At 44.6% G+C, this 17,166-nt stretch carries 15 protein-coding genes; 7 read left to right on the top strand and 8 right to left on the bottom strand.

Annotation, left to right across the window (positions count from 1 at the left end; all coding sequences use genetic code 11):
• Positions 1-10: 10 nt before the first annotated feature.
• The gene (dapA, locus tag P5V12_RS01295; RefSeq protein ID WP_316957397.1) at positions 11-862 is read right to left on the bottom strand and encodes a 4-hydroxy-tetrahydrodipicolinate synthase; all 852 of its coding nucleotides are present in this window, start codon (positions 860-862) and stop codon (positions 11-13) included.
• 243 nt (positions 863-1,105) lie between these two features.
• Between dapA and P5V12_RS01290 the strand changes: the two genes are divergently transcribed.
• The gene (locus tag P5V12_RS01290) at positions 1,106-2,032 is read left to right on the top strand and encodes a lipid A biosynthesis acyltransferase (RefSeq protein WP_316955428.1); all 927 of its coding nucleotides are present in this window, start codon (positions 1,106-1,108) and stop codon (positions 2,030-2,032) included.
• Here P5V12_RS01290 and P5V12_RS01285 read toward each other — a convergent pair.
• Together P5V12_RS01285 and fabV are read right to left on the bottom strand one after the other, a co-directional pair.
• Positions 2,029-3,072, bottom strand: coding sequence for an NADP(H)-dependent aldo-keto reductase (locus P5V12_RS01285; protein ID WP_316955427.1), 1,044 nt, complete (start codon positions 3,070-3,072; stop codon positions 2,029-2,031). The two genes, P5V12_RS01290 and P5V12_RS01285, sit on opposite strands and share 4 nt — an antisense overlap.
• A 62-nt stretch (positions 3,073-3,134) precedes the next feature.
• A complete protein-coding gene (fabV, locus tag P5V12_RS01280; protein WP_316955426.1) occupies positions 3,135-4,325 on the bottom strand; it encodes an enoyl-ACP reductase FabV in 1,191 nt (396 codons plus the stop codon).
• A gap of 171 nt (positions 4,326-4,496) precedes the next feature.
• On the opposite strand from fabV, the gene P5V12_RS01275 reads away from it, so the two are divergent.
• The 4 genes from P5V12_RS01275 to P5V12_RS01260 are packed head-to-tail and all read left to right on the top strand — an operon-like array spanning position 4,497 to position 7,929.
• Positions 4,497-5,072 carry a tRNA-(ms[2]io[6]A)-hydroxylase gene (locus P5V12_RS01275; RefSeq protein WP_316955425.1) on the top strand — a complete coding sequence of 192 codons (576 nt, stop codon included), beginning with the start codon at positions 4,497-4,499 and terminating at the stop codon, positions 5,070-5,072.
• A 14-nt stretch (positions 5,073-5,086) separates the two neighbouring features.
• A complete protein-coding gene (locus P5V12_RS01270) occupies positions 5,087-6,319 on the top strand; it encodes a hypothetical protein (RefSeq protein ID WP_316955424.1) in 1,233 nt (410 codons plus the stop codon).
• The gene (locus tag P5V12_RS01265) at positions 6,316-7,080 is read left to right on the top strand and encodes a sulfite exporter TauE/SafE family protein (RefSeq protein ID WP_316955423.1); all 765 of its coding nucleotides are present in this window, start codon (positions 6,316-6,318) and stop codon (positions 7,078-7,080) included. The genes P5V12_RS01270 and P5V12_RS01265 overlap by 4 nt, the downstream gene beginning before the upstream one ends.
• 12 nt (positions 7,081-7,092) lie before the next feature.
• Positions 7,093-7,929 carry a CPBP family intramembrane glutamic endopeptidase gene (locus P5V12_RS01260; RefSeq protein ID WP_316955422.1) on the top strand — a complete coding sequence of 279 codons (837 nt, stop codon included), beginning with the start codon at positions 7,093-7,095 and terminating at the stop codon, positions 7,927-7,929.
• Between the two features lie 8 nt (positions 7,930-7,937).
• On the opposite strand, the gene P5V12_RS01255 is transcribed toward P5V12_RS01260, so the two are convergent.
• From P5V12_RS01255 to P5V12_RS01245, 3 genes are all read right to left on the bottom strand, one after another.
• Positions 7,938-10,100 (bottom strand): EAL domain-containing protein, encoded by a 2,163-nt coding sequence (locus P5V12_RS01255; RefSeq protein ID WP_316955421.1) that lies wholly within the window; start codon positions 10,098-10,100, stop codon positions 7,938-7,940.
• A gap of 428 nt (positions 10,101-10,528) precedes the next feature.
• Complete coding sequence (locus P5V12_RS01250) at positions 10,529-11,479, bottom strand: DUF5666 domain-containing protein (protein WP_316955420.1); 951 nt, start codon at positions 11,477-11,479, stop codon at positions 10,529-10,531.
• A complete protein-coding gene (locus P5V12_RS01245; RefSeq protein WP_316955419.1) occupies positions 11,476-12,300 on the bottom strand; it encodes a DUF6502 family protein in 825 nt (274 codons plus the stop codon). The genes P5V12_RS01250 and P5V12_RS01245 overlap by 4 nt, the downstream gene beginning before the upstream one ends.
• 183 nt (positions 12,301-12,483) lie before the next feature.
• Here P5V12_RS01245 and P5V12_RS01240 point away from each other — a divergent pair, with 183 nt between their 5' ends.
• Both P5V12_RS01240 and P5V12_RS01235 read left to right on the top strand, forming a co-directional pair.
• Positions 12,484-12,999, top strand: a complete 516-nt coding sequence (locus P5V12_RS01240; protein ID WP_316955418.1) for a hypothetical protein — start codon at positions 12,484-12,486, stop codon at positions 12,997-12,999.
• A 76-nt stretch (positions 13,000-13,075) separates the two neighbouring features.
• Positions 13,076-13,915, top strand: a complete 840-nt coding sequence (locus tag P5V12_RS01235; RefSeq protein ID WP_316955417.1) for a hypothetical protein — start codon at positions 13,076-13,078, stop codon at positions 13,913-13,915.
• A gap of 45 nt (positions 13,916-13,960) precedes the next feature.
• On the opposite strand, the gene P5V12_RS01230 is transcribed toward P5V12_RS01235, so the two are convergent.
• Positions 13,961-15,376 carry a M12 family metallopeptidase gene (locus tag P5V12_RS01230; protein ID WP_316955416.1) on the bottom strand — a complete coding sequence of 472 codons (1,416 nt, stop codon included), beginning with the start codon at positions 15,374-15,376 and terminating at the stop codon, positions 13,961-13,963.
• Between the two features lie 86 nt (positions 15,377-15,462).
• Positions 15,463-16,839: a trypsin-like serine protease gene (locus P5V12_RS01225; protein WP_316955415.1), complete on the bottom strand. Its 1,377-nt coding sequence runs from the start codon at positions 16,837-16,839 to the stop codon at positions 15,463-15,465.
• Between the last annotated feature and the right edge of the window lie 327 nt (positions 16,840-17,166).

Genomic DNA, 17,166 nt, shown 5'->3' with positions numbered 1-17,166 from the left:
AACGTGCCGACTATGCCGGCACGACCTCGATGGATGCAGCTTTCAACGCATCACGCAATGCCTGGTGATACTGCTCAGCCAACGGCGTCAACGGCAGACGAATGGCGTGACCAATCAACCCCATTTCGGCTAACGCCCACTTCACTGGAATTGGGTTTGCTTCCAGGAATAGGTTCTTATGAACCGGAAGAAGCTGCTGATTAATTATTTGCGCTTCTTCGACCTTACCCTGTTGGATCAGTTCACAGATTTTAGCCACAGCAGCCGGAGCAACGTTTGCAGTGACAGAAATGACCCCGTGGCCACCAGCCTGCATGAAATCAAGCGCGGTTTCATCGTCACCGGAAATCAAAACAAACTGATCATCCACCTGCGACTTTATAGCCTGCACTCTGGAAATATCACCCGTTGCTTCTTTAATTCCGACAATATTGTCAATTTTCGCCAGTCTGATCACCGTGTCAGCACTCATATCAACCGCAGTTCTACCCGGCACGTTATAGAGTAACTGCGCGATATCCACCCGCTCGGCGATATATTTATGATGCAGATATAAACCTTCCTGAGACGGCTTGTTGTAGTAAGGGGTAACCAACAAACAGGCATCAGCACCAACGCCCTTTGCCTTTTCAGTTAGCTCCAGAGCCTCGCTGGTTGAATTCGCTCCGGTACCGGCAATAACAGGCACTCGACCTTCTACTTGCTCGACTACCTTCTTCACCACAGCAATATGTTCGTCCACATTGAGGGTTGCAGATTCACCGGTTGTGCCAACAGCAACAATCCCGTGGGTACCTTGTGCAATGTGCCACTCGACCAGTTTGTGCAAAGCGTCCCAATCAACAGAGAGGTCTTCACACATCGGGGTAACAAGCGCAACTAAGCTGCCATGAAGTTTTCTAGTGTCCAAAATTTATCCTGCCAAGCAAAATGTTCAATATATGGGCTTGAAAAGCCAAGGGCGTAATGTTACTGATCTGCCGTTATTGTCTCAAGCGCTAGTTTTGCTTTCCGTTAGATATTACAGTCCTATTTGATCGAATTTAATCCGTACAGCCCTACAAGTTTCCATTAAAATGTCGCGATTCAACGATCAAGGTGCCCAATGGCTTATCAACGCAACTCAGACATTTCCACAGAAAGCTACCGAGATTACCTGTCGCCGAAGTGGTGGCCAACCTGGATGGGGATAGGCGTGATCTTATTCATCGGCTATCTGCCAGCCGCAATACAGATTGCTCTAGGGGACTTTCTCGGCCTGTTAAGCCTGATACAGGGCAAACGCCGGCGCATTGCTGCGAGAAATATCGAACTCACCCACCCACACCTGACCTCCTGGCAAAGGCATAAGCTGTTACTGCGTTCTTTTATCTCAATGGGAAGAGCAATAACCGAAACGGCCCGAGCCTGGACTCCCAGAAAGGCTGACCCAAGCAGGTTGCGCGTTGACGGCCTGGAGTACGTCCAGCAGGCTCACAAAGACGGATATGGGGTCATCCTGATGGGGGCACACTTCTGCCTGATCGATATTTGCGGCACACTACTCCATCAATTAGTCGGTTATTCAGTGGTGCAGCGAAAAAACAATAACCCGCTACTGAATCTGTTTATCACCAAAGCCCGGCTGCGTTATTCCGACCTACTTATTGCCCGCATGGATATCAAAGGCATGCTGAAATCGCTAAAAGCGCCCGAAAGTGTCATGTGGTATGCCCCCGATCAGGACTACGGCGGTAAAGGCAGTGTATTTGTCCCATTTTGCGGCATTCCCACCGCAACCATCACCGCCACATCAAAACTCGCCAAAAGTGGAAACGCCAAGGTAATTCCCATCGACTATGAACGGGACGGTTACAACCGCTACAAGGTGACGATTTTCCCAGCTCTGGATATCCCAGGAGAATCACTGGAAAAAGATGCAGAACAAATCAATCAGTGGATCGAATCAAGAATAAAGGTGCATCCACAGGATTACCTATGGGTGCACCGACGTTTTAAGAGCAGACCAGAAGGAAGCCCTTCCCTGTATTAAGGAGCAGGGTTTGGGTAACGCTGGTGGATCTCGGAAATCCCCGTGAGCACCTCTTCGGACAACCGGATTTCAAAGCTCTCTATGTTTTCCTTTAACTGAGCCAGGCTTGTTGCGCCAATAATGTTAGACGTAACAAATGGTTGTTGATTGATAAAAGCCAAAGCCATTTGCACAGGTGTCAGGCCGTGCTCTTTTGCCAAATCAACATAGGCTTGAACTGCCTCATCAGAATTGACTTTGTCGTAACGCTGAAAGCGCTCATACAATGTCAGTCGTGCACCTTTGGGTTTTTGCCCATTCAGGTATTTACCTGAGAGCTTACCGAATGCCAGTGGAGAATAGGCTAACAGACCAACCTTCTCACGAATGGCCATTTCGGCACTGCCAACTTCAAACGTTCGGTTTAGTAAACTATAGGGGTTTTGAATACTCACGATGCGCGCCTGCTGTTTTGCATTGGCTAAACGCAAATACTCCATCATTCCCCAAGGGGTTTCATTAGACAGTCCAATGTAGCGAACTTTTCCTTGCTCAACCAATTGGTTAAGCGCATCAAGCGTCTCTTCGATAGCAATACCATCGTCATCACCATGCTCATATCCAAGCCGCCCAAAGAAGTTGGCTCCCCTTTCCGGCCAATGAACCTGATACAGATCGATGTAATCAGTTTGCAATCGTTTTAGTGATCCTTCTACTGCCTTGAAGATATGTTCCTTCGATAAGCGAGCGCCGTTGCGAATATGATCCACACCGGAATTATTATTGCTGCGCCCGGTTACCTTGGTTGCAATAACAAGCTCATCCCGACAGCCACGTTCGGCCAACCAATTCCCCATTATTTCTTCTGTCTTACCGTAGGTTTCCGGCCGCGGTGGAACAGGGTACATTTCTGCGACATCAAAGAAATTGATGCCATAGTCCTTCGCCATATCCATTTGAGCAAACCCTTCGTCTTGGGTATTTTGCTCTCCCCAGGTCATACTCCCCAAACAAATAAGACTGACATCTATATCTGTATTACCGAGTTTTCGAAAATGCATAGCGCCTCCAAAGACATAAAAAAACGGCCGGTATTACCGGCCGTTTTTAATCATCGTGCTAGCTATTCTAGGAAATCGACGGTGACCACAGGGTCAACTTCTTTCTCGTAATCAATACCATCGAGACCAAAACCAAATAACTTCATAAACTCAGCGTTGTAGCTTTTGTAATCGGTTAGTTCAAACAGATTTTCCGCTGTCACTTGTGGCCAAAGCACATCGACTTTTGCCTGGGTTTCGGGACGAAGTTCTTTTTCGTCCATACGGAAACGGTTGACATCATCCAATCGAGGCGAGTTCGTGTACAAGCCTTCCGTGAACAAACGATATAACTGCTCTATACACCCTTCGTGGGTATTCTCTTCTTTCATAATTTTGTAAAGAATTGAAATATAGAGCGGCATAATTGGAATTGCCGAACTGGATTGTGTTACCAACGCTTTCAACACAGCAACATTTGCCTGGCCATTTACTGAAGACAATGTCTCATTAATGGCTTTTGCTGCGCGGTCCAGATCCTCTTTCGCTTTACCGATAGTCGCGTGACCGTATATAGGCCAAGTGATCTTTTCGCCGATATACGTGTAAGCAGCTGTTTTGCAATTATCCGCTAAAACACCAGCCTCACTTAACGCATTGATCCAAAGCTCCCAGTCTTCACCACCCATTACTTTAATGGTGTTAGCAATTTCTTCCTCTGATGCTTTTTCAATAGTGACATCAGAAACTTCCATTGTATCGGTATTCAAACTTTTTTCGGTGTAGTCTTTACCGATTGGTTTTAATACCGAGGAATACAAGGTACCCGTTTCCGGATCTTGTCGACGAGGAGAAGCAAGACTGTATACAACCAAGTCCACTTTGCCCAAATCCGCTTTAATGGTATCAATAACTTTTTGCTTCATTTCATTTGAAAAGGCGTCGCCATTGATGCTTTTTGCATACAAACCTGCAGCTTTTGCCTCTTCGTGAAAAGCTGCAGAGTTGTACCAGCCGGCTGAACCTGTACGGCGCTCGGTAGCAGGTTTCTCAAAAAACACACCGAGTGTTTTTGCGCCACAACCAAATGCCGATGTTATTCTGGACGCCAAGCCGTAACCAGTAGAGGCACCGATAACCAAAACATTTTTCGGGCCATCTTCGATGGCGGGTTGCTGTTTGATGTATTCTATTTGCTCACGAACGTTCGCTGCACATCCTTCCGGATGGGCGTTGGTGCAGATGAAACCACGAACTTTTGGAGTAATAATCATATTATTTATCCTGTTTCTGTGTCTCTAGTGGCTTCACAGCACACTAAATTAGGCATCTCTTTTTTTGGAGCTTTCTTGTCCAAAACGCGGCATTATATACCAAGCTTTCGAACAGATATAATGGGAAACTTTTTCTGTTATGTGTAACTCGGCAAATTTAAGAGAAGTACAATGAAATTTTCACTAGGTTTTGATAGCCCCCAAGCATGGCTGGACGCCGTCATGGAGGACTTTGATGCTTTTTTAATCGATCACGCGGCGGCAGAAAAAAAAGCATCCGGCATGGCCATCTCCATGCTCTCTCATTACCCCGACAAACCCGATATTGTTCAAGCAATGATAGACCTGTCCATTGAGGAAATGGTTCATTTTCGCGATGTTATAAAGATATTAACCGAGCGAGGCCTACAACTTGGTGCTGACTCCAAGGACACCTATGTGAATGAATTGCGTAAGCTGATGCGACGCGGCACAGACGTTTATATGATGGACAGATTACTGATTGGCGGAATTATTGAAGCCAGGGGCTGCGAGCGTTTCGGACTGATCGCTAACGCATTGCCAGAAGGCTCACTCAAAAAGTTTTACCGGGCGATTACTGAATCTGAGGCGCGGCATGAAAATCTGTTTATCAACCTGGCCAAAAACTATTTTGCTGAAGCAGACATTCTGGAACGCCTAAATCAATTACTGGACAGCGAAGCAAAGATCGTTGCCTCACTACCAATCACAGCCGCGTTACACTAGACCATTTTCTATTCGTGAGTAACATTGTTCAAAAATACCTGAAACTGTACGCGGAACCCGAAGTACAACTACTAGATGGCTTTCCTCAGGATTTACCGTACCAAAATGTAGTGGTTGTTCCATGCTACCAAGAGTCCGCAGATTTTGTATGGAATTTAACGCAATCACTTACCCCGCACATTCCTGCAAGCACAAAAATACTGGTGATTGTTATTATCAATCAACCGGAAACGGACGATGATGAAACCCCGCAACACACACTGCAGTGTTTTTTTGAACAACGAGGTACACGCCGTTTTAACCGAAATAACCTGAGTTTATATTCCAGTATCAGCGGACTCTCTCCATTTGATTTTTTACTGGTCGATAGATTTCATGGACAAAGAAAGCTACCCGCAAAACAAGGCGTCGGGCTAGCGAGGAAAATCGGTTGCGACATCGCGGTAAAAATGGGAATAGAGAAACACATAACCTCCCACTGGATATACTCTACTGATGGGGATGTTACTCTTCCAGCCAATTATTTCGCTCAACCGCTTTCAAACAATACCGAAAACACCAGTGCACTCGTGTTTAACTTTCATCATCAAGGCAAGAATCAAAGCATTGATCAGGCAACTCAGCTATACGAACAAGCCATAAAATATTTTCGTGATCAATTACAGCAGGCAGGCTCACCCTACGGGTATAACACCTTAGGAAGTACGCTGGCAGTATCCAGGGAACACTACTGCATGGTAAGAGGCTTTCCCAAAAGATCGGCAGCGGAAGATTTTTATTTATTAAATAAGCTGGCAAAGGTCGGGCAAATAAAATCCGTCGACGATATCACCATACTCATACAGAGCCGCCTATCCAACCGGGTTCCATTTGGCACCGGGCCAGCCGTACAAACCATTCAACAGAAAATACAAAACAACATTGATTACACATACTACGCTCCGATGTGTTTTACTCATTTACGAGAACTGCTTTGCATCGTGTCAGAGCTGGAGCCAGACGAATTTTGCCAGGAGTACCAGCACACCCTGTTTACCCCAAAAACGCTGGCAGCATTGAAATCCTTGGGGCTAGAAAAATTTATCCAACATACCGCCACTCAAATAAGCGATAAGCAGAATTTTATAAAAGCTTTCCACGACTGGTTTGATGGATTCAAAACATTGAAATTTATACGCTATTTACAGGAACGCGACTATCCTCCTGTACCGATCCACGAATGCTTAACCTATAACAAACGGCCATGATAGATCCTTTTGAACAAATACTTTTACTGATAGTGGCACTGGTCTCCAATATTCTGTCTGCTATGGCGGGAGGCGGCGCGGGTTTACTGCAATTTCCAGCGCTGATATTTCTGGGGCTTCCCTTTTCTATGGCTCTGGCAACCCACAAAATTGCGACCGTAGCCCTTGGGGTCGGGGCAACAGCAAAACACATCCAAAATAAAAATACACAGTTAGCATTTGCAGCTTTCATGTTAGCAACAGGGTTACCAGGCGTGTATTTGGGTGCAAATGTAATATTAAGTATTCCGGAGAACCTGGCCAAAATAAGCTTGGGGATTCTCACCATTTCCCTCGGGGTATACTCTTACCTTAAAAAAGACCTTGGACAACAACAAAGTCATAAAAACAGAACATCAATGGGGTATCTTCTTGGTGGTCTGGGGTTATTTATACTGGGCTTCCTAAATGGATCGCTCACTTCAGGCACAGGCTTGTTTGTCACGCTGTGGTTAATCTGCTGGTTTGGCTTTGATTACAAACACGCAACAGCATACACCTTGATATTAGTTGGCTTATTCTGGAACGGAACTGGCGCACTGACACTTGCGTTATTGACCCCGGTAAAATGGGAATGGCTCCCCATGTTAATCCTTGGATCACTTGTAGGTGGATATTTTGGTGCTCACCTTGCCGTCAAATACGGCAATCCATTTATTAAGCGGATTTTCGAGGTTATTACTGTCCTTGTCGGGTTATCCTTGATACTTCACACGATTTAGATTTTTAGATTCATGCTTAAATTCTTACACCCAAACAATATATTCCTCGCTTTAGACAAGATTGACTCAGAAGCACCGTCATATACCTTAGATAAAAAGGCTGCGCTAAGACGAGTATTCTGGACCCTGGCTTGTGTGGCAGTCTGCCTACTGCTTATTCACTATCTAAAATTCTACTCCTCAATGATCGCTTTTTTAAACCAGCTATCCATATGGCAGGGCGAGCATCCACACTACTGGAAAAACCAATTCCAACAATCTGGCTGGCTGCTTTTAGCCAGCTACGTGTGGTGGACGTTCTGGCATGTTGTTGGTTATGTAATTCTTCCGTATTTGGTTATTAAGCTTGTATTAAAAGAAAAGTTCCTCGATATGGGATGGAAGCTAAACGACACTCGACAGCATTGGAAAGGCTATTTAATGCTTGTCACCCCCATATTTTTCTTTATCTTTTTAGTCAGTTTTCGCGATGATTTTCTTAACCACTACCCTTTTTACAAACTCACCCATAGAAGCTGGTTCGATTTTATTGCCTGGGAAGTTTTGTACCTAACTCAATTTATCTGTTTGGAATTTTTCTTTCGCGGATTCTTTATTAATTCTCTGCGCCCGGCTATTGGTGCCAACGCCGTTTGGGTCATGTGTGTACCTTATTTAATGATCCATTTTCCCAAGCTTTGGCCAGAAGCCACTGGCGCCATTCTTTTTGGTTTATTCCTAGGAATACTGGCGCTTCAGTCTCGGTCAATCTGGGGAGGGTTTTGTGTACACGCTGGTATCGCGGTAGGAATGGATATCGCATCTATGCTCAGACAGAATAAGTGGCCAACAGTCTTTTGGCCGTTTTAGCGTACGTTTTATTTTATAATTCGATGAACGTTTGACAATGCTGCTTTGCTCGCTCCAGCATGAGTGAGCGAATTCTTAGTGGCATACCCGGCTTCTTTTTCCAAATAATTTTCAAGCTGGGTCATGTTGAGCGGTTTGCCAAACAGATAGCCTTGTGCATATTCGCAACCGCGAGCACAAAGAAAGTCAGCCTGTCTCCTGGTTTCAACACCTTCGGCAACCACAACTAACCCCAGGCTTTTAGCCAGCTGTATAATGGCATCAATGATAGCTTCATTATTGCTATCGTAACCTATATCTTTAACAAAAGACTGGTCTATTTTGAGCACGTCAAAAGGCAGTGTTTTCAAGTAACTGAGTGACGAATATCCTGTCCCAAAATCATCAATAGAGACCCCCACTCCAGAGTCCCTGAATTTTTTTAATGTGGTAGTAGAAATAGAAACATCGTGCATTACGGCAGTTTCGGTTACTTCCACATGGATACTTCCCCGGGGCAGCTTGTATTTATCGATAGAGAAGGCAATTTTGTCAAACAGAGTTGGATCATTGAGCTGGGATGCTGAAACATTCAAGGAAACAGAAAAATCGTTACTTAATACATATTTATCTCGCAATAGAGAAAAGCGTGAACAAACCTCATCGATGCACCAAAGGTCGATTTCATTAATCAAACCCACCTCTTCCGCCAACGGTATAAAAAGGCTGGGATTAACAAATCCTCGATCTCTATCGTACCAACGAATTAATGCCTCCAAGCCGAACAGGGTGTTATCTTTCAAATTAATTTGAGGTTGAAAAAACACATCAAAAAGCTGATCGGCTAAAGCTTCCTTCATTTTATGGATCAGCTTCCGCCTTTGGGCAATGGCTTTTTGCATCTCTTTGGAGTAAAACTCGTAGCAACCTTTCCCCCTTCTTTTAGCCTTATACATCGCAGCATCGGCATTTTTTAATATTTCCTCCGCACTGGCACTATCCTGTGTATTTAGAGCAATACCAATACTGCATTCGACCTCAACAACCTCACCATTCGAGCTGGTAAAGTATTTAATACCCGAAATAATTTTCTCTGCAACTACCGCGGGAGAAAACCCATTGGTTATATTTGAAATCACCAGAGCAAACTCGTCACCACCTATTCGGGAGAAAAGATCATCCTCCCGAATAACATTTTTAACCGATTTACAGACGTACTGCAGCGCCTCATCGCCAACCATGTGTCCATAGCTGTCATTAATGTATTTAAAATTATCCAGATCGATAACCAGAATCGCAAAATTAAATCCATGGCGATTAGATGAAGCGAGCAACTTTTCCATATTGCTCATAAAAAGTGATCTATTTGCAACTCCGGTGAGATGATCATAGTTAGCCATTCGAGCCAACTCGCTTTTTATCATTAAGCGTTCGGTATCATCATGAAAGAATAAAATACCTACCGCCTGTCCATCGTAGAGGATGGTTGATTGAGTATATTGAACAGGAAAACGACTCTCTTTTCTTCGCCAAAAATAGGCTTCATCTTTTTGATGACACTGACCATCTTTAAACACACAAGCAAAATCCGATTTTTGCCATTCATGCAATTCCAGATCAGGAAAAATGTATTCTGATATATGCCGACCAACGATAGTATCAACGCTTTCAGTAAGCAACGTACTCGCAGCTTTGTTAGCAAAAATCACTCGAAAATCGTGGTTAAAAACAACCACACCCTCTCCAACCTGTTCAAGAACTTCTTCTAACCCCCAATCCTTATTGAGGTAATTTTTCTTCTTTGAGCCAGATAAATGACTATTGAGAATATTATTCACCTTCAAGGTTAATTCTTCTTCATTAATCGGCTTGGATAGAAAATCAATTGCACCGCTGGAATAAGCTAGTCGGACATTTTCCTTACTTTTTTTGTTACCACTCACAAACAGGACGGGGAGAGATTGATGTTTTTCGGAGGACCGTATTTTTGTAACACACTCTGGACCATTTATGCCGGGCATATAATAGTCCACAATGGCAGCGGAGTATTCATTGGACTCGCACAGGGCTATAGCCTCCTCTCCTGAAGAAGCCATATCGACAATAACTCCCAAGTCATCAAAAATCATCTTGTAAAGTTCAAGATACTCTTTTGAATCATCGACTACCAAAAGTTTTGCACTAGCTTCCATAGCATAATCTTTATTCAAAATCTGTCATAAATACACTATTGAACAAACTACCGTTTTGATCAAGTAACTGTTCATAACAAGGAGTCATAAAAAGCAGACAAGAAAATCCATTTTCCGTGAATTTTTTTCTGTAAAAATCAACTTACGCAAATCAAAATATTTCACTGTAAAAAATAATTGACAGGATTATCATAAGGAAATAAAGGAAAAACAACTGAGAAAACCATTCAAAGGAATAGGCATATATCGAAAATCAAGGACACGTAAAAAAAAATGATCAAAAACCTTTTTACTCGCAGGGGCATAACGCACGAGGATTATCAGACATTTATGCTCACCCCAGCCGACAAATAAAACAAAAAATAGATGTTGACAACAACACAAAAAACAGCAACCCAAGAAATCCCTTTCAGCTTTAGAGGACTAAATCAACGTTTTCCGTGACGTGATCCAGTGGGGTTTTGTCCTCGAACACCACCGGATCGAACTGGCTGGCGATATTGGCGGCCAACGTTTTTACTCCGCTCACCTTTTGGCATGTCACGAGCATCAAGCCATTTTATTGATCCTTTGACCGGCTGATATTCCCAGATCAAAATCGTGTCTTCTGTATATGCATTCAACCCCTTCGGCATGCTTGCCAATTGTCGGTCATCCAGATAAACCGACGGAGCTCCTTGAATAAGCCAGTTTTTCGCTTGCTCATACGGTAACCGTTGTCGCTCTCGAACAATAACTGACGATAACTTTTGATTTTCAACATTCGCCTGGATAACCATCTGCTCGCTGGCACGATGAACTTGATTTAAAACCTGCTCGTTTACATCAAAAACACTCAAGCTGTCTAAAACCGATTGTTTATTTCCTCTCAACAAGATCCGGTTCGAACTATCAGCAATACGAGTTGCATGAATACGTGATGTTGATAATTCAAACCCCGATACCGCAACAAACTCGCCCACAGCGATGTTATTTATATCCATGCTTTTTGGTGCAATAACCGATTTGCCCAGCACAACTAGTTCTCGACTTTCCGCATTAAAAGCTGAAACCGGGCCAATTAACTCATGACGAATATTAATGGCTTCGGCATGAGTATATGCCTGCTCGCCCGCCAGCACCTCAACCACATCGCCAATATTAAACGCGTAATCTTCTACAGTAGAGCCATTTACTTGTATTAATGAATGTTCGGTTAACTCAATTTCTTTACCGTTGACAAATATCGATCCAAAGCCTGTAATCTGGCCAATAATACCTGTCCCGCCAATGCCATAATCGTCATCTTCCTGGATTACATATAATTGAGCCCCGTTAGGTGAGCATGCACAAAATAGGATAACCAAAAGAGAATAAAAGAGGGGCTTTAGACTTTTCATGACTGGTCGTCCTGTTCAAACCAATAACACCCTAAACGAAAACGGTGCTTCGCATTAGGGTTATTCTGGTCTCGCTCACGCAATACCAATGCTTTTTTATTTATATCAGTAAGTATACTTTCAGCCTGAAGCCGCCCCATCTCCCTTAATTCATTTACCGACTCTTCAGTCAGCTTTCCGTAGTACACACTTCGCTCCAACCAGGGCCCGCCCTGTTGCGCTATGTTATGCGCTGCAGCACCAATATGGTCATGAACGTTATGACCGAAGTAATTACATAGTTTCTCCATATCTTCCGCAGGCACAAACGCCGAGGTATTCAGCACCACCTTATCGTCCATAACCGAAACCATATTTTGCCTCAACAATTCGTCCAGCATTGCCCGGGGGCGAACATCTTTACTGACACTGGCAACCAGCCAATCAAAGCCGGGAGACTCCGAATCGCCATTTCTCTCCAAGGGTCGAGGCAGTCCGCTTTTGTCCAGAAATTTGGCGTTACCCATCCACTGTGCAACTATGGCTCCCCCCAAAGACAGGCCGGCCGGCACATCAACCAACACTTCATTCTCCTGCTCCCTCAACCGTTTTATATCCTTGCGATGCACTCCAGTAAGAATATAAATACGACTGTCTGTTGGCTCCTCACCGTCTTGGGTAATCATGCTTCGAGCAACATCAACATACACCTCTTTAAGCAAATCTCTCAGGCGCGGGAAGGTCAGCTGATACTGAATCATGAGCCTGACAAAAGGGCGCAACAGCAGCTTTGCCGCATTGAGCAACGCATCCTGTGCTTGTTGATGGGGAGACATTTTCATCACAACTTATCCGATAAACGGCACTAACTATAACCCCTTGATTTACAAGGATAAACCGCAATTCAGCGGCTTTTACTTCCTCTCTTACCCAAAGCATAGCTTGACGTGGGAAAAAATACCACATAAATTTATATTGCGAGGGAAAATTTCCCACGCGAACTCACCTACAGGAGGAGAGACACCATGAAACTCTTGATGATACCCACCCTATCAATTAGTGCCTTACTGCTTGCCCCCACCGCGACTTACGCCACGGATACTCAAGCAACCACGTATTCTGCCCCCGTAGAAAGGGTTATGATGCTTGCACAAAATCAGGATCAGGACAGACTGCAAACTCGCGATCGAATCCATGACCCTGCAAGCACACCGGCCCAGGATCAGGATAGATTGCAAACCCGCGACCGGATCCACGACCCTGCAGCCACAACGGTTCAGGACCAGGATCGAGACCGACTTCGCCAACAGGATAAAACCCAAACGCAAGACCGTCAGCAAACACAAGATCGCATTCAGGATCAACAACGTTTACAGCAGGATAATGACCCGCAGGCAAACCAGTCTCAAAATCAACAACGCCAGCAAGGCAAAATGCAAAACCAGACGCAAAGAAAACAAAACCAACAGGTGCGCAGTAAAAATGCAGGGGCGAAATCAAACGGCTCTATGACAGGGAACCGCGCGGGCAGAAACCACTAGATGTGTTACCGCATATGCACATGGAAGTGCCGTACAAGCGTAAAATAAATACATAGAAACAAAAGAGGTTTGAGTTATGCGTTATCCATTTTCTGCCTGTTTACTCAGCATCCCCTTGCTTATTCTCCTGGCACAAAGCAGTCAGGCAAATCAATGGTTATTCGATGCAAACTATGATTTTGAAACAGGGGAGTATGGCTATGAATACGATACAGAAATAACCACCACGTCAATCCAGCTAGGCTACCAGACAACCCATTGGCAATATGCTATTCAAATCCCTTACCTGACAGTAACCGGTGTTGATACCGTCATTCCCAACACCAGCGGTCAGCTTTCCGGCAGAAGACGCGGCGCAAATGGCAACGGAAATAATAGCGATACAGGAACCGGCACAGACACTCAAACCGACACCACGACAGAAACCATTAGCGCACGTAAAGGTATTGGGGATATCCAGACATCAATTTCCCGTGCTTTCTTTACGCAAAAATTTAATGGAACCGCGGAACTTACGGCAACAGCAATTTGGGCAACCGCAGATGAAACAAAGTATTTGGGCAAAGGCGAAAACGATTACATTATTGATGCATACTTATCCACCAAACTTAACCGCTGGCAACCCTGGATGAGTGTGGGCTATCAGTTTACCGGTGAACCCGATAACGAAAAACTCAATGATATATGGTTATTTTCTGCGGGAACACAGATAGATATTTCCCCAAGGTTCGCTTTTGGTTTTCATTATGCCTATGAACAAGCGATCACTGAGGGTGAAGATAATTACGCAACCGCAAATATTAATTTATCTCACCAACTAACCAAGAAAATTAATTTAGGCTTAAGAATGGAAAAAGGGTTAACCGATAGCAGCCCAGACTATGGTTACCAGATTTTTAGCCGTTTTTGGTTTTAAAAAAAAGCCCGATCAATATCGGGCTTTTATGTTTTAAGCTGTTAATTAAAGACAGCTACCGTTATTTGTCCACACTTGCCACTGACCAGAATTCTGCTCTGGGTTTGCGCCTTGGTTCCACCAGTTAGCCGTGTATTTAACACCATTAAGCTGAACACTGTTACCACCAGTGTACACTGCGCTATTGTCCCATACACTCAAACCTGTACAAGCTGCACCACCAGAACTTGACGAAGACGAAGAGCTGGAAGATGAACTGCTCGAACTGGAAGAACTTGAGCTAGAGCTAGAACTGGAACTTGATGAAGACGAGCTGGAAGAAGAACTGCTAGACGTACCACAGGCTCCAGACAGATCCCAGGCGGACTGCCAATACAAACCTTTACCTGGCTCATACGCCCACGCAGAACTGGAAGAACACCAACCACCCACTTTACATCGGTATTCGCTGCCAAGGTTTTGTACATAGCTACCCGTAGAGTAATTGGTACCCGCTACATACTGTGGCGAATTACAGCTACCACCAGAAGAACTCGACGAAGATGAAGAAGAACTTGAGCTGGAAGATGAAGAGTTAGATGAGCTGGATGAACTACTGGAAGAACCTGAACCAGAGCCATATTTAGCCTGCACAGCAGCAACATCTTTTGCGGTCAAGTTATTACGCTGCCCCAAACTACTGGAAGGCACATTTGGATCCAAAGACTCAATGGTTGGCAAGCCATTCTTACTAAATGCACGATAGCTGTAGTGCATGATAGAACGAACATCATAACTACCCACGGTTACCGTCGATGGTCCACGTTTCTGGAAGTTAGACTCCTTACCCGCTTCGATATTTTCAAAATTAATTTTCACATAACTGTCGCGGTCATCACGAGATTGCTCATGATAAAAACCAATTGCATGAAGTAACTCGTGAGCAACAATACCGGCGTAACCACAACCAGATCCAATTGATACATCCTGTTTGCCACCAACGCGACCAACATAAGAGTAACAACCACTGCCTTTGATAATACTGATGTAATCCGTTTGATTCGTGCGAGGCACAAAACTCACACCGGTATTGGCAGAAACCATTTGCATACCCTGCATAATGACATTGGTATCACCTTGCGATGCACTGGTAATGACATATGGCACAACACCGTTAATCCACGTGGTACGACCACCCCATGAAGCCCGCTCACCGGCATCTTTCACTTCAAGGTCGACCACACCATGCTCTTGTGCATGATTGTGTTCAGCAACAACAATATCACCCTCAATTACCGCGTACTGGTCAAGAGTATGATATTCAAAATCCGACGCATCGGGCTGATAAAAAGTACGCTCCACACCGCCTAGTTTGGACGCGTTAATATCCAACTCAGAAGGCGTTTCTGCCAGCGAAGAAATAGAAAAAGGTAAAGCTAGTAAAGCCGTTAAAGGTAGAACTGTCGATTTAAAGTATCGCATTTTTGCTCCTGTTTTTTATTTTTGTACATCAGTGAGGTAGAAAAAAAGCGGTGCCTATACACCGCTTTTATAAAAGAGACTAAAACTTACAAACAGCTTCCGTTATTCGTCCACACTTGCCATTGACCAGAGTTTTGTTCTGGGTTGCTTCCTTGAGTCCACCAGTTTGCTGTGTATTTCACACCGTTATATTGCACGGTATTACCACCAACATACGTCGCCGAAGCACTCCAGGTAGTTAGACCTGTACAAGCAGCACCACCAGAGGAAGAACTACTCGAAGACGATGAACTGCTGCTTGAAGAGCTAGAAGAAGAACTTGAAGACGAGCTGCTTGAAGAGCTGGAGCTACTACTGCTGGACGAAGAACTGCTGGATGTACCGCAAGCTCCTTCCAGATTCCAGGCCGAAGTCCAATATAGGCCTTTACCTGGCTCGTATGCCCATGCCGCATCAGAAGAACACCATCCACCTACACGACAGCTGTATTCACTGCCAAGGTTCTGTACACGCTGACCGGTTGAATAATTCGTTCCCGCAACATACTGTGGCGAAGCACATACACCGCCGCCAGACGAACTGGAGGAAGAACTTGAAGAGCTGGAAGAACTACTGGAAGAAGAGCTCGATGAACTGGATGAACTGCTTCCGGTATCAACGTACTGATTAATCCAATCAACAAAGTATTGTGTTCTGGCATATACACCGTAGTAATTTGGCTGCGCACAACCCGAGCCCCAACTTACAATACCGACGCTATAAGTTCTGCCGTTGTAGTCCGCCACCAAAGGGCCACCGCTGTCGCCCTGACATGAATCTTTGCCCCCTTGAACCAGACCAGCGCAAAGCATAGTGTTATCAATACTGCCAGGGTAGGATTGGCTACATACACTGTTCGATACCACAGGCACATCAACCTCATACAGGTTATCAGGACCAGAACCGCCTTGTGTTAAATATCCCCAACCAGAAACAGTCACCACATCACCTGGTGCTGCCACAGCGTTCATGACAGTCAAGTTTGGCATGCTTAAACGTTCAAGGCTTAAATCAGGTGTTCCGCTGAGTTTTAGCAAAGCAATATCGTGACCAGAGCTGGCGCTGCGGTAATTAGGGTGAATAATGGTTTGAACTGTAGAAAAGCGTTGTCCGCCACTATTCTTCAGATGCGTCCCGGTTAACACGCTTGGCGCGGAACCACTATCAACACAGTGTGCAGCGGTTAGCACCCAATTGTCTGCAATTAAGGCACCGCCACAAAAGTGTCGAGTTCCACTTTGCAAAGACACTTGATAGCTTCTTTCTGCAAAAGTAGAAGGCGAACCGCCGACGATTTTGGGTGTGATTTCGCCAATACCCAAAACACGCTGAGGAACACCCAGGTTCGAATCTTGTGCATAACCCGACATTGCCAAGGTAGCGAGAATAGGTGCTACCAAAGTCTTTAACTTGCCGTTTTTCATTAATCTTCTCCGTTATTCTTTTAATTTTGTTATAAAAATATACCCGCCATATTGCTAAACAGCTCAGACAACGCTGTACTGCCACAACACATAGGACTACCGGCACGTATGAGACGAATGGGCACCAAACTTCCTCACTAGAAGCGGCTTATTCTGTGACAGATTGCTCAATTGAGACTTTCTGTGCCAACAACCGAAATTTAACGAATGAACAGTCTTTTAGGTAATGGTGCGCGTATTCACCGGGCCAGTGGAACATCAAACCAAAAACAGACGTTTAAATTATTATTAAAATATTTTTTCTTTGCAGCTTAGCTCTATTTTTTT

Origin of the sequence: Teredinibacter sp. KSP-S5-2 (assembly GCF_032773895.1) — a bacterium.
Taxonomy (GTDB): domain Bacteria; phylum Pseudomonadota; class Gammaproteobacteria; order Pseudomonadales; family Cellvibrionaceae.
The sequence above is the reverse complement of the archived record's forward strand: the minus strand, read 5'-3'. Positions and strand labels throughout refer to the sequence as shown.